This is a genomic window from Pseudidiomarina planktonica (assembly GCF_900177775.1).
GTDB classification, from domain to species: Bacteria; Pseudomonadota; Gammaproteobacteria; order Enterobacterales; family Alteromonadaceae; genus Pseudidiomarina; species Pseudidiomarina planktonica.
This window is the reverse complement of sequence record NZ_FXWH01000003.1, coordinates 172,378-186,770: the sequence shown is the minus strand read 5'-3', so window position 1 is coordinate 186,770 and position 14,393 is coordinate 172,378. Positions and strand designations below refer to the sequence as shown.

General features: G+C 50.5%; 10 protein-coding genes. 3 read left to right on the top strand and 7 right to left on the bottom strand.

Annotation, left to right across the window (positions count from 1 at the left end; translation table 11 throughout):
* Positions 1–52 precede the first annotated feature (52 nt).
* Both CCE91_RS11015 and tadA read left to right on the top strand, forming a co-directional pair.
* The gene (locus tag CCE91_RS11015; RefSeq protein ID WP_086435347.1) at positions 53–268 is read left to right on the top strand and encodes a hypothetical protein; all 216 of its coding nucleotides are present in this window, start codon (positions 53–55) and stop codon (positions 266–268) included.
* 34 nt (positions 269–302) lie between these two features.
* Positions 303–788, top strand: coding sequence for a tRNA adenosine(34) deaminase TadA (gene tadA, locus CCE91_RS11010; RefSeq protein WP_086435346.1), 486 nt, complete (start codon positions 303–305; stop codon positions 786–788).
* Between the two features lie 25 nt (positions 789–813).
* On the opposite strand, the gene purL is transcribed toward tadA, so the two are convergent.
* The 4 genes from purL to guaB form a co-directional block, all read right to left on the bottom strand.
* Positions 814–4,716, bottom strand: coding sequence for a phosphoribosylformylglycinamidine synthase (gene purL, locus CCE91_RS11005; RefSeq protein WP_086435345.1), 3,903 nt, complete (start codon positions 4,714–4,716; stop codon positions 814–816).
* A gap of 219 nt (positions 4,717–4,935) precedes the next feature.
* Complete coding sequence (mltF, locus tag CCE91_RS11000) at positions 4,936–6,366, bottom strand: membrane-bound lytic murein transglycosylase MltF (protein WP_086435344.1); 1,431 nt, start codon at positions 6,364–6,366, stop codon at positions 4,936–4,938.
* 55 nt (positions 6,367–6,421) lie between these two features.
* A complete protein-coding gene (gene guaA, locus CCE91_RS10995; RefSeq protein WP_086435343.1) occupies positions 6,422–7,999 on the bottom strand; it encodes a glutamine-hydrolyzing GMP synthase in 1,578 nt (525 codons plus the stop codon).
* A gap of 6 nt (positions 8,000–8,005) precedes the next feature.
* Entirely contained in the window at positions 8,006–9,475 is a 1,470-nt protein-coding gene (gene guaB / locus CCE91_RS10990; RefSeq protein ID WP_086435342.1) for an IMP dehydrogenase, read from the bottom strand.
* A gap of 96 nt (positions 9,476–9,571) precedes the next feature.
* On the opposite strand from guaB, the gene xseA reads away from it, so the two are divergent.
* Positions 9,572–10,909, top strand: coding sequence for an exodeoxyribonuclease VII large subunit (gene xseA / locus CCE91_RS10985; RefSeq protein WP_086435467.1), 1,338 nt, complete (start codon positions 9,572–9,574; stop codon positions 10,907–10,909).
* A gap of 4 nt (positions 10,910–10,913) precedes the next feature.
* Here xseA and CCE91_RS10980 read toward each other — a convergent pair whose 3' ends face one another.
* The 3 genes from CCE91_RS10980 to CCE91_RS10970 all read right to left on the bottom strand — a co-directional run bounded on the left by CCE91_RS10980 (position 10,914) and on the right by CCE91_RS10970 (position 14,393).
* Positions 10,914–11,843, bottom strand: coding sequence for an AEC family transporter (locus CCE91_RS10980; protein ID WP_086435341.1), 930 nt, complete (start codon positions 11,841–11,843; stop codon positions 10,914–10,916).
* Between the two features lie 106 nt (positions 11,844–11,949).
* Entirely contained in the window at positions 11,950–12,912 is a 963-nt protein-coding gene (locus CCE91_RS10975) for a porin (RefSeq protein ID WP_086435340.1), read from the bottom strand.
* Between the two features lie 215 nt (positions 12,913–13,127).
* Positions 13,128–14,393 (bottom strand): tetratricopeptide repeat protein, encoded by a 1,266-nt coding sequence (locus CCE91_RS10970; RefSeq protein WP_086435339.1) that lies wholly within the window; start codon positions 14,391–14,393, stop codon positions 13,128–13,130.

Genomic DNA, 14,393 nt, shown 5'->3' with positions numbered 1-14,393 from the left:
ACATGCTTTGCTTTACCAACTACAATAAAAACTAACGCATCAGGAGAACACCATGGATATTACTGCAATTGCCATTGTCGCCATTATTGTTTGGGGCATCGTTGAAGTTTTCGGCTGGAATAAAAAAACCAAAAAAGAAAAAGAAGATCCTAAGCTTGCCGACGAGCTGGCTCGTTTAAAAGAACGCGTGCAAGTGCTGGAAGAAATCGTAACCGACGAAAAGTACAACTTGAAGCGTGAATTCGACGCCTTGAAAAGAACCGGCTAGGCGCTACCGGTTTGGCACGCTATAATTCCCGCCCATGATGACGCATGAAGATTATATGCAACGGGCGCTGGAATTAGCGCAGCTTGCTGAACAAAACGACGAAGTTCCGGTTGGCGCTGTGGTAGTTCACAACGGCGTCATTATTGGCGAGGGCTTTAATCAGGTTATAGCCTTAAGCGACCCTTCCGCGCACGCTGAAGCCGTGGCCATTCGAGCTGCCGGGCAACAACTGCAAAATTATCGTTTAGTTGATACCACTTTGTATGTCACTCTCGAGCCCTGCGCCATGTGCGCCGGCCTGATTACTCACGCCCGCGTAAAGACTTTAGTATACGGCGCGCCCGACCCGCGCACCGGCGCCACTGGCACCGCCATTCAGGTAGTGAACCACGCCAGTATGAATCATCAGGTAGAGGTTATTGGCGGCGTGCTGGAAGCCGAAAGCGCCGAGTTACTGCGCAGTTTCTTCCGCCGTAAACGAAAACAGCGGAACCTGACAAAGCCAGATCCCGCTGTTTAATACTGCTGTTATTACCTGTTAAAGCTTAGGCAATATACACCCGCGCATTACGGAACATACGCATCCACGGGCTGTCTTCACCCCAGCTATCCGGATGCCAGCTGTTCGCTACAGTACGGAACACCCGCTCCGGGTGCGGCATCATAATAGTGACGCGACCATCGCTGTTGGTTAAGCCGGTAATACCTGCCGGTGAACCATTCGGGTTGGCCGGATAGTTTTCGGTTACTTTGCCCCAGTTATCGGTATAACGCAGCGCAATCAGGTTTTGTTGCTCGGCCTGAGTTAGCGCATCACCGTGGAATTCAGCCAAACCTTCGCCATGTGAAACCGCGATAGGCATACGAGAACCGGCCATACCTTTTAAGAATAATGATTTGGTTTCCTGCACTTCTACCATGCTAAAGCGCGCTTCAAAACGCTCAGAGCGGTTAGTCACAAAACGCGGCCAGTGCTCAGTACCAGGAATCAGATCTTTCAAGTTAGAAAGCATCTGACAGCCATTACAAACACCTAAGGCAAAGGTTTTATCACGTTCAAAGAATGCACTGAACTCATCGCGAGCGCGGCTATTGAACAGAATAGACTTCGCCCAACCTTCACCGGCGCCTAATACGTCACCGTACGAGAAGCCGCCACAAGCAACCAGACCGTTGAACTTGTCCAAACTAACCCGACCGCTCAAGATATCGCTCATGTGCACGTCAACCGCAGCAAAACCGGCGCGGTCAAAGGCGGCTGCCATTTCCACGTGAGAATTCACACCCTGCTCGCGCAAAATGGCAATAACCGGATCGCGACCTGTATTGATATAAGGCGCGGCTACGTCTTCAGCCTGATCAAAGGTTAACTCTGCATGCAACCCTGGGTCGTCCATGCGTTGTTTGGCTTTAAACTCTTGCTCGGCGCCGGCCGGGTTATCACGCAATTTCTGCATGTGATAAGTGGTTTCGGCCCAACGGCTGCGGTAGGTGCTGCGCAAATCTTCCAGCACAGGTTCACCGTTGCGGGTAAAGCGAATAGCGTCATCGTTGTTCAGTGGCTTACCAATCACGTGTACGCAGTCTTCCAAACCGGCATCAGCATAAGCTTTTAATACCTTATCCAGATTGTCTTCGTGCACCTGCAATACTGCGCCTAACTCTTCGCTGTAAAGCGCGGCTAAATCGTCACTGCCCAGTTCATCAAGCTCTACTTCAACACCGCAATAGCCAGCAAAGGCCATTTCCGCCACAGTTACGAACAAGCCGCCGTCAGAACGGTCGTGGTACGCAATGATTGATTTGTCGGCTACCAGCTGCTGAGTTGCGTCGAAAAAGCCTTTCAACAATGCCGGGTCGTCAACGTCCGGAGTCACTTCACCCAGTTGGCGATAAACCTGCGCCAAACAAGAGCCGCCTAAGCGATTCTTACCACGGCCTAAGTCAACCAACACCAGCTTGCTTGGCCCCTTTTCAGTGCGTAGCTGTGGCGTAAGCGTACGGCGTACATCGGTAACCCGGCCAAAGGCCGTAATCACCAGACTTAACGGCGCTGTAACGGCTTTATCTTCACCGTCTTGCTGCCACTGGGTTTTCATCGACATGGAATCTTTACCCACCGGAATAGTAATACCCAGTGCCGGGCATAACTCTTCACCAATGGCTTTCACCGCTTCATACAAACCAGCATCTTCGCCCGGGTGACCGGCAGCGGCCATCCAGTTCGCAGACAATTTCACATATTGCAGATCACCAATAGCTGCGGCGGCAATGTTGGTTAAAGACTCACCCACCGCCATGCGCGCAGAGGCAGCAAAGTTCAGCAAGGCCAGCGGCGTGCGCTCACCCATGGCCATAGCTTCACCAGCATAAGTGTCGTAGCTGGCTGCCGTTACGGCCACGTCAGCAACAGGGATTTGCCAGGGGCCAACCATTTGATCACGGGCAACCAAGCCGGTAACTGAGCGGTCACCAATGGTGATTAAGAAGGTTTTTTCAGCAATGGCAGGCAGCGATAGCAAGCGTTTAGCCGCTTGCCCTAATTTTATATTCTCGCGCTCTAATGCCTGACCCGGCGCTTGTTTGGTTTCCACGTTACGATGCATTTTTGGTGCTTTACCCAGCAATACATCTAACGGCAAATCAATAGGTTTATTATTGAAGTGCTGGTCAGTCATTTCCAGCATTTGCTCGGCTGTTGCTTCACCAAGCACGGCGTAAGGCGCGCGTTCGCGCTCACAGATTTCAGCAAACACGTCCATTTTGTCTACCGGCACCGCCATTACATAGCGTTCCTGTGACTCGTTACACCAGATTTCCAGTGGCGACATACCAGGTTCATCATTCGGTACTGCACGCAGTTCAAACTTACCGCCGCGGCCGCCATCACTGACCAGCTCCGGCATGGCATTAGACAAACCGCCAGCGCCCACGTCGTGAATAAAGGCTATCGGGTTTTTCTCACCCAGCTGCCAGCAGCGATCAATTACTTCCTGACAGCGCCGTTCCATTTCCGGGTTGTCACGTTGTACCGAGGCAAAATCAAGATCTTCGGTAGACTCACCAGAGGCCATGGAGCTCGCTGCGCCACCGCCTAAGCCGATGTTCATAGCAGGCCCACCCAGCACGACTAATTTAGCGCCGACCGGAATTTCGCCTTTCTCAACGTGCTGCTCGCGAATATTACCCAGGCCACCGGCCAACATAATAGGTTTGTGATAACCACGAACTTCGTCACCGTTATGGCTTGCTACTTTCTCTTCAAAAGTTCGGAAGTAACCGGTTAACGCCGGGCGACCGAACTCGTTGTTAAAGGCAGCGCCACCCAGCGGGCCTTCCAGCATAATTTCTAGTGCCGAGACAATACGATCTGGCTTGCCGAAGTCTTCTTCCCACGGCTGGTTATACTCAGGAATGCGCAAGTTAGATACGCTAAAGCCCACTAAGCCAGCTTTAGGTTTAGAGCCACGACCCGTTGCACCTTCATCACGAATTTCACCACCAGAACCTGTAGCAGCGCCAGCGTAAGGTGAAATAGCCGTGGGGTGGTTGTGAGTTTCAACCTTCATTAATATATGAATAGGTTCGTGGAAGTAGCTGTACTCGCCTGCCGCCTGTGAACTCTGCGGGTGCGGATAAAACCGGCCAGCTTCTGAGCCAGTCATTACGGCAGCATTGTCTTTATAAGCTGACAGTACGTTTTCTTTGGTTTGCTCGAAGGTGTTCTTGATCATTTTAAACAGCGATTTTGGCTGCTCTACACCGTCGATAGTCCAGTCCGCATTAAATATTTTATGGCGGCAATGCTCAGAGTTTGCCTGCGCAAACATGTAAAGCTCGATGTCGTTCGGATTACGTTCTAAGCGACTAAAATTCTCGTACAGGTAGTCAATTTCGTCGTCGGCTAACGCCAGTCCAAGCTCAATATTGGCATTGTTTAGTGCCTGCCGGCCTTCGGCCAAAATATCGATGCTACGCAGCTCCGTTGGCTCGGCATGCTGGAATAGTTTGCTGGCCTGATCATGGTCACGCAGTACCGTTTCGGTCATGCGGTCATGCAATAGGGCCGCAGCCTGCGCTAACTGATCTTCGCTCAGGTTACCCTCAAGGTAGTAAGCAATACCACGCTCAATACGAAGCACCTGGGTTAGCCCGCAGTTATGTGCAATATCTGTTGCTTTCGAAGACCATGGCGAAATCGTACCAAGCCGCGGCGTAACCAGCAGTAACTGCCCTTCCGGAAGGTGCTGGGGCAATGCTGGCCCGTAGGTAAGAAGTTTTTTTAGAATGGCTTCGTCGGTGTCACTCAGCGATTTTTCGCTCAGTTCGGCAAAGTGCATGTATTCAGCATAAACACTGGTGACAGGCACCCCTGATTGCTGCAGGCGTTCAGTTAGTTTTACAACTCGAAAGTCGGATAAAGCGGGCGCGCCACGTAAGATCTCCACAGACAATTTCTCCAGGGTTGGGAGCCACAAAAAATTGCCGCCATTATAGTCTTTCTAGGCTGATGCTTCTAGCTTAAAGCGCGGATAAAATAACGCGCGGCTAATCGTCGCGCTGAGTTAAGCGAAACCACTTTTGCCGGCGCTCAACCATCAGGTGGTTACGCTTGCGTAACAGGGCTCTGCGGCGTTCTGCGCTAACTAATCGACGTTGCTTATTCATTATTCCACTCCATCTCCACTGCCAATTGGCAGTTCGATATCTAACGGCAGGGTTGGAATTCTGCCACGCTCATCAAGCCACACTAAAGTATCGTAGTATCTGCGAATATTGCCAACATAAGTTACAGGTTCATTGCCGCGGGCAAAACCGAAGCGGGTTTGCCGGTAATACTTTTTCTGCCGCAACAATGGCAAACGCTTCTTCACATCCAGCCAGCGGTCGGGGTCGGCACCTTGCTGCTGGGTTAAACGGCGGGCGTCTTCCATATGGCCAAAACCAACATTGTAAGCGGCTAACGCGAACCAGGTACGGTCCGGGTCTTCAATTCGGGCAGGCACCCGCTGCAGCATGCGCTCGAGATAACGCGCCCCACCCCGAATGCTTTGCTCAGCACTGAGTCGACTTTGCACGCCCATAGCGCTGGCGGTAGGTAAGGTCAGCATCATCATGCCACGCACACCCGTGGGTGAAATAGCGCGAGGATTCCACAGTGATTCCTGATAACTGATAGCGGCTAACAAACGCCAGTCCAGAGTTCCGGCATGCTCGCGGAATAAATCTAAGTAGCGCGGCAGTTTGGTTTGCACGGCTTCAATAAATAGCTGGGTGTCTACGTAGTTAAACTGACTCACATGACCAAAGTGCTGGTCAATTAAATGCGCCAACTGACCACTGTCGCGTAACCCGCCGAAGTATTCTATAACCGCAGCGAAAAGCGAGTCATCCAGGGTGGTTGCCAGCGCCCAGGCCACTGGTGTTTCACCGCGCACGGTAAAAGCCACACTCAAGTCGGGGTAGTAGCGACGCTTTACATCCAGGGTATTGGAATCGGCAATAGTGAAGGAAATCTCGTCGCGCATAATCAGGTCGAGCAGTTCTTCTGCGTCGTGATCATCCGTGGCGCGCCAGTTTAATTGAGGGTAGCGATCACCCAGGCTTAATAAAAATTCATGATGGCTACTACCTGACACCACCACAATTTCGTCTTCAAGTTCGTCGAAGTCACGTGGGCGCTGACGGGTACCCTGCTTGTAAACTAATTTCTGGGTAATGGTTTGATACGCAGGGCCGAAGCGATAAAGGGCGTCCCGCTTTTCAGTGCGGTCAATACCGGCGGCCACCACATCAATTTTGCCGTCTTGTAATAACTGAAACAGGTCACGCACGCTGTAGCGTGGAACCATTTCCAATTCAACTTCAAGCTGGTTGGAAAACTCCCGCGCCAGCTCATACTCAAAACCAGCTTCGCGGTCATGATGCAAATAATAGCTAGTGGGGTTTAGCAGCGTGCCAACACGTAAAGTGCCACGCTCCTGAATATCGTCGAGGGCGGTCGGCGGTGGGGCTGGAGTACAGCCCCACAATAAGGTTATCAGAACAACAATTAACAGGCGCACCATGGACTCTATTCCAACCAATGATGCTGGCATTGTAGCCCGCACTTCGTTGTGGGTGCAACTGCGTTGGTTGCCAGGTATAAGCTAATTATTCCCACTCGATAGTGGCTGGTGGCTTACCGGAAATATCATAAACCACACGGGAAATACCGTTGATTTCATTGATAATTCGGTTCGATACGCGCTCCAATAACTCATACGGCAAGTGTGCCCAGCGTGCGGTCATGAAATCAATAGTTTCAACGGCGCGAATGGCAATAACCCAGTCGTATTTACGGGCATCGCCCATAACGCCAACCGAACGTACCGGTAGGAATACCGCAAAAGCCTGACTTACTTCGTGGTAAAGACCTGCATTGCGTAGCTCGGTAATAAAAATATTATCAGCGCGACGCAGTAAGTCACAGTATTCTTTTTTCACTTCGGCAAGTACCCGCACGCCAAGGCCAGGCCCCGGGAATGGGTGGCGATACAGCATGTCGTACGGCAAACCAAGTTCCAGACCAATTTTACGCACTTCGTCTTTAAATAGTTCGCGCAGTGGCTCAACCAGGCCCAGCTTCATGTCAGCTGGCAAACCGCCTACATTGTGGTGCGATTTAATCACATGCGCTTTACCAGTTTTTGAGCCCGCCGACTCAATTACGTCGGGGTAAATAGTACCCTGCGCCAGCCATTTTGAGTCTTCAACCTTGCTGGCCTGCTCGTCAAAAATCTCCACGAACACACGGCCAATAATTTTACGCTTGGCTTCCGGGTCGGCTTCACCAGCTAAGGCGTCAAGGAAACGGTTCTCAGCGTCTACGTGAATAATGTTCAAACCGTAATGGTCGCCGAACATTTCCATCACCTGTTCCGCTTCGTTCAAACGCAATAAGCCGTTATCTACAAATACGCAGGTAAGCTGATCACCAATAGCGCGGTGCAACAGCATCGCCGTTACTGACGAATCAACACCGCCTGACAGGCCTAAAATAACTTTGTCCTGACCAACCTGCTCGCGCAACCGCTCTACTGCATCTTCAATAATTTGTGCTGGTGTCCAGTTACACTCACACCCACAAATATTAACCACAAAATGTTCCAGCATACGCATGCCCTGGCGGGTATGGGTTACTTCCGGGTGGAACTGAACGCCGTAGAAATGACGCTTCTCGTCAGCCATGGCCGCATGTGGGCAAGTAGCGGTGCGGGCAACCGTGGTAAAGCCCTCTGGAATTTCAATTACTTTGTCGCCGTGACTCATCCATACATCTAGCAGCGAGTTGCCATTTTCCGCAATGCTGTCTTCAATGTTGGTAAATAACGGACATTCAGCAATACGTTCAATTTGCGCGTAGCCGAATTCACGTTCCAGTGAACCCTGCACTACGCCACCAAGCTGCTCTGCCATGGTTTGCATGCCGTAGCACACACCAAACACAGGTACGCCTGCTTCATACACATACTGAGGTGCACGTGGCGAGCCAGGTTCCGGAACCGACTCAGGGCCGCCTGATAAAATAATACCGTTTGGATTAAAATTACGAATGTCTTCTTCCGCAACATCCCATGCCCAGAGTTCACAGTACACGCCCAGTTCACGAACCCGACGGGCCACCAACTGAGTATACTGTGAGCCAAAATCTAAAATCAGAATACGATGTGCATGAATATCTTGTGTCATCAGTAATTAACCCATCCGGTAGTTCGGTGCTTCTTTGGTGATTTGAACGTCATGTACATGCGACTCGCCCATACCGGCCGAAGTCACTTTGACGAATTGCGGTTTGGTGCGCATTTCTTTCATGTTGGCACAGCCGGTTAAACCCATAGCTGAACGTAACCCGCCCATTTGCTGATGGATAATATTGGCAATTGGACCTTTATAGGCAACCCGGCCTTCAATACCTTCAGGTACTAATTTTTCGGCTTCGTTGCTGGCCTGGAAGTAGCGATCCGATGAGCCTTCACGCTGGCTCATGGCACCTAAGCTACCCATGCCACGGTAAGATTTGTAGTAGCGGCCTTGATAGAGCTCTACTTCACCAGGAGATTCTTCAGTACCAGCCAACATGCTGCCAACCATGACGCAATCTGCGCCGGCGGCTAAAGCTTTGGCAATGTCACCGGAAAAGCGGATACCGCCGTCGGCGATAACTGGAATGTCGGTGCCTTTTAGCGCATCAACAGCGTCGCTAATGGCGGTAATTTGCGGCACACCACAACCAGTCACAATACGGGTAGTACAAATTGAGCCCGGGCCAATACCCACTTTTACGGCATCAACACCAGCGTCGGCTAAGGCTTTCGCGCCAGCGCCTGTGGCCACGTTACCGGCAATAATTTGTAGTTTCGGATACGCCTTACGAGTTTTGCTAACCCGGTCCAGCACGCCCTGTGAATGGCCGTGTGAAGTATCAATCAGCAGCACGTCTACGCCAGCTTCAACCAGCGCTGCAATGCGTTCATCGGTACCAGGACCAACACCTACAGCGGCACCAACGCGTAAACGACCTAATTCATCTTTACAGGCGTTTGGTTTGTCTTCTGCTTTGGAGAAATCTTTTAGGGTAATCATGCCTTTCATATGGAAGGCATCGTCAACCACCAGAATTTTTTCAATGCGGTGCTTATGCATTAAGCCAAGAATTTCTTCGCTTTGCGCATTTTCTTTTACGGTAACTAAGCGTTCTTTGCCGGTCATAATGCCAGCCACTTCGGTTTTCGGGTCTTTCTCGAAACGGGTGTCGCGGCCGGTAACAATACCGACTAACTCACCGTTTTTCTCGATAACCGGGAAACCATGGAAGCCATGTTCGGCGGTTAACGCGTTAATTTCACCAATAGTGGTAGAAGGATTCACGGTCACAGGATCGGAAACCATGCCGCTTTCGTACTTTTTCACTTTGCGTACGTGCGCAGCTTGTTCAGCGATGGTCATGTTCTTGTGAACAAAACCCATGCCGCCCTCTTGCGCTAAAGCAATCGCTAAAGACGCTTCAGTAACGGTATCCATAGCAGCGGAAACCATTGGAATATTGAGTTCTATGTCGCGTGTCAGGCGTGTTTTTAAGTCCGCGGTGTGCGGCAGGACAGTAGAGTGACCAGGAAGGAGTAAAACGTCATCAAAGGTCAGGGCTTCTTGAGCAATTCGTAGCATGGCAACATCTCTTAGGCTGTCTTAATGTTGCGGGCAGATTTTACTCGCAAACCGCTTTTCAGTAAACTGATTTTTTTACTTTCTGTAAGAGTCATCATGGCATCGGCAACTGGCACCAACAAGGCAATCTTCTCGGTCTCGCGCTTAAACACTGAGGTGCGGCAATTACTGGAGCAAGGTTTTGGGCAAATTTGGCTGGTTGGCGAAATTTCGAACTTTGCGGCGCCCGCCTCCGGACACTGGTATTTCACTTTAAAAGACGAACGCGCCCAGGTGAAGGCCGCCATGTTCCGTGGTGCTAACCAACGCGCCCGAATTCGGCCACAAAATGGCATGCAGGTGATGGTTCGCGCCAAAATAACCTTGTATGAGCCACGCGGTGACTACCAACTTATTGCTGAACATATTGAAGACGCCGGTGCGGGTTTATTGCAGCAGCAGTTTGAGCAACTAAAAGCTGATTTAGCCGCGCGTGGCTTGTTCGCGCCAGAACATAAACAACCCTTACCAGAGAAAGTGAACCGGGTAGGTATTATCACCTCGCCCACCGGTGCCGCCGTACGTGACATTCTGGCGGTATTAAAACGTCGTGACCCGAGCCTGGAAGTTATCATTTACCCGAGCTCAGTGCAGGGCCAGGCCGCGATGCAAGAATTACAAAGCATGTTGAGAACCGCGGTTCAGCGCAACGAAGTGGATGTGCTGATTGTGTCCCGTGGGGGTGGTTCGCTGGAAGATTTGTGGTGCTTTAACGACCCAACCCTGGCGCAGCTCATTTACGACTGCCCGATTCCGGTTATTAGCGCCGTCGGCCATGAAGTCGACTTTACCATTGCTGACTTTGTTGCCGATGTGCGCGCACCAACGCCATCTGCTGCCGCCGAAATGGTGAGTCGCGATCAAGCCCATCAGCTAGTTCGGGCGCAACAACTGGAACAGCGGGCAACTCGAACCCTAACTATATTACTGCAGCGGCTACAGCAGCAATCTATCCACCAACAACAGCGCTTGCAGCACCAGCATCCGCAACGGCGCTTGCAGGATTACGCGCAGCGTGTAGATGAGCTAAGTGACCGCCAGTTGCGCGCGGTGCAGGGCCGGCTGCAACAAGCCAACACCCGCCTTGATCACCTGCAGCAACGGCTGGAGCAACAGCATCCGGCGCGTGCTTTGAAACAACACCAGCAAACCCTTACCGACCTGCGCCAGCGTCAGGGCGAAGCTATTCGGCGCCTGTTAAAACAGCAGCAGCAAAAACTCAGTCAGTCGGCGCATGCCCTACAGCTAATTAGTCCATTGAATACAGTGGCGCGCGGCTATGCGTTAGTGCAAACCGAGCAAGGGGAATTAGTGCGTTCAGAAACTCAACTGAAAACCGGCGAGACCTTCGCGGTGAAGGTTGCTGCCGGCGAATTTAAAGCGCAAAAACTTTAAGCACTTAGCCTTGCAGCCATTGCAGCAAGGCAAACCACAGCGGCAGCGTAACAAAACACAAAATAACGCCGTAGCCGATAATGGCGGCCGCCAGAGTGGGCGCTAAGCCTGCCATAATGGCCAGTGCGCCAGCGGATATCATAGACGGCATGGCCGCTTCCATTAAACTCACCTGCACCACCAGCGAATCAAACCCAAACGGCCACAACAACAGTAATGCCACCGCCGGCATAACCACCAACTTGGCCGCCAGCGCGAATACCAGCGGCGAACGGTCGCCTTTAGGTAACCGAAATTTCAGCTGAAATCCAACCGCTACCATAATCACTGGCACTAAAGTTAACGCCAGTGAATTAATAAAGTTGTCGGCCAGAGGCGGATAATCAAAGGGCTTTAATGCAAACGCAGCTACCAGCGCAATAAATGGCGGAAAGATAAGAATGCGACGGGTAATTTGCCAGGCTGACGGGCGTTGACCACCAGCTTCGGCGTCGTCTGCGGAATACACTGCGGCAATAATAGTGGCAACCACAGCCAGGCCCAGGAATGAACCAAGCTGATCGTAAAGCACCGCAATAGGTAAGCCTTCGCTGCCAAAAAAGGCTTCAATCATGGGAAAGCCAATAAACGATGTATTGCCCAGTGGAACAATAATGAGCAATGCACCTGTGGTGCTGCGCGACCATTGCCAGCGCCGTGCACAGTACAAAATGACCGGCATCACCATTGCCAGCAACAGCCAGGGCAATAGCGCCGGAATAATGAGCGCTGAGCTAAATTCCAGCCCCGGAACTTTCTGCAACACCAGCGCAGGTAAAGCTACGTAGATAACGTAGGCATTTAACACCTGCCCAGTATTTTGCGGGAACGCACTACTGCGTTGCAGCAGTAAGCCGATGACCAAGTAACCCGCAATGAGTACAAAATTTTCCATAAAAAAAGCCCACAATCATATGATTATGGGCAGTTTACCGTGCGGCACCGGCAGGAACCAGCGCTTCGGGTTATTTCAGCAGTTATTTAATAACTTACGTCAGCAGTTAGAAGTTGTGTTCAATACCAACGGCGAAGTAGTTCTGGTCTACATCACTGATGGTCGAGTTAAACTGTTGATCCAACACAATAGTTTCTAGCGAGCGGCCGGTATACCAGGCAAAAGCTTTGGTTTGAGCGCCTAATTTATAGTCCACGCCACCAGCAAAAGAAACGCTATCGGTACCAATAAAATCTAATGTTTGTACTTGTGCTTTAAAAGTAAACTTGTTTACTGGGTGTGCCAGGCTAACCACAAAACCATCGGCATCAGGCGCATTTTCAACTGCTTCCTGTACTTGATACATAAAGCCCAGCGTAGTGGTGTTCAATTTGGTGGAACCCGAAAAACGCACCACATCATAGCCATCTACTTCTGAGTCTACTGCGGCAGCCAGATAAAAATCAGAGCTCTTTAAGCCAGCATCACCGTAGGTTAAAGACAGTGATACACCATCATCAACAGCTTCATCTTCACTTAAAATATAAGATACGCCACCACGGAACTGACCGAATTTAGGCGTGAAGTAAGTCAGAGTGTCGCTGGTACGGTTTTCGCCTTCAAACAAGGCTTTAATATCACCTTCGTAGTCGCTGAATACGTCGATTTTACCTTGTGAGCTTTTCAGTACGGTGTCACGACGGCCAGCCATGATTTCACCAAAGCCACCACGAATACCAACGTATTGGTTACGCGATTTGATGTTATCTGAGCCGCCGATATCAGCAACGTCAACCTGCCATTCCAACAAATAGAAAGCTTCCAGACCGTGGTCCAGGCTGACTTTACCTTTCAGACCAAACCGGGAGTTATTACTTTCCAGCTCAGTTTCTGAGGTGCTGCCATTGTCATTGTGTTGCAAAGACACGTTAATTTTACCGTAAACGTCAACGGCATCGTCGTTTGCCGAGGCAACAGGTGCAGCCAGTGCGGAGGCAAGGCAAATTGAGATCAATGAGGTGTTTTTCATAATTAAAGCGCCTACAGTTTTTTAGTGAAACACAGATATGTGTAGCACACACATAAAATTCAGGCGCTATAATATGTTACTTATGTGACAGTTTTATGACTTTATGTCATTTTATTTGCACTTTCTTGAATTTAATATTTCCTTTATGTGTCATTTTTAATTCTTATTTATGACAATCAATAAGTTAGCTCATGCTCTGATAGTTAACTCTGCAACTAGGAATTTAATTCTTCCAATAATTCAGCTTGCTGTTTTTCATTGGAAGCAAAGCGTTCCCACTGCACTGCCATTTTACGCACATCATCAAATTTCTTTGCTTCTGCGAATGCGCTCAGGGCATCGTTGTAATTCAATAAATTCAGTTCCGCCATGCCAATAACCAAATGCATAGTGCCAGGCGCATCTAGCCCACCGCGCTGCAACGCTGCTTCAGCCGCTTCAATGGCCTCTTCATTGCGTTCTGCATTCAGTAACACTTGCGCCCGTTGTGCATGTAACTGACCGTCATCACTGAGTTCAGCAGCTTTGGCCAGAGCTACAACGGCTTTGTCCGTTTCGCGCGCCGCAATCCAGCTTTGCGAGAGCATTTTCAGGTTGCGCAAATTGGCTTCAATGTTGCCATCGGCTAACCCTTTCTCAATCACTTGCCCGGCTTTGAAAGGCACTTCATTAAAAAAGTACGCCTGTGCCAGATTCATTAAGTCTTTACCTTCGGTTAAAAAGCCTTGCTGGTAAGCCGCTTCCAGCATAGCCAGTTGCTTCTTGTCTTCACCCAGGTCTGCGTATACACCCGCCAGCTGTAACCAATATTCAGGCTTATTGAAGGCCCGGATCATGGTTTCCAACACCGTGGCTACAGCCCTTGTATTACCCAGTTCAAACTGAATAGCACGAACCAAAATATACCAATTTTCGTCGGCATAACCGCCTTTGGCTTCACGTGCATTAATAGCCGCAGTAATAGGTTCTAACGCTGCTTGATACTCACCCTGCTGGTATAACGCTTGTGCTTTTAACACCTGCGCTTTTGAAGCGTCTGCGTCCGGGCTGGCTTGTTGCCACCGGTCCAGATAGTTCAGAACTTCGGCATAGCGTTCCTGAGTCAACGCCAGTTGCGCCAAGCTAAACAGGGTATTTAATTCCAGCGACTCGGGAATCGGGCTTTCATCAACTACTTTCGCGAAATATTTTATCGCGTTATTTACGTCGTCCTGCTCGTAATACATATAGCCGTAGAAGTTCCACATCATGGCGCGTTCATAGCTATTCATGCTGTCGGCTTTACGCTCAACCTCAGCCAATGCCCGCAAGCCAGCCGGCACATCACCGCCGTCGGCCAGTTCTTGCGCCATCGACAGTTGGTCATATACCTGCGCCCGCAACGCCGGCGTTCGCTTGCGTTCCTGCGCTTCAACACTGCCAAAAGATGCGGCTAGTATTGCTGCCGCGGTCATAGCTACTAGTAAATTGGTTCGCAACAT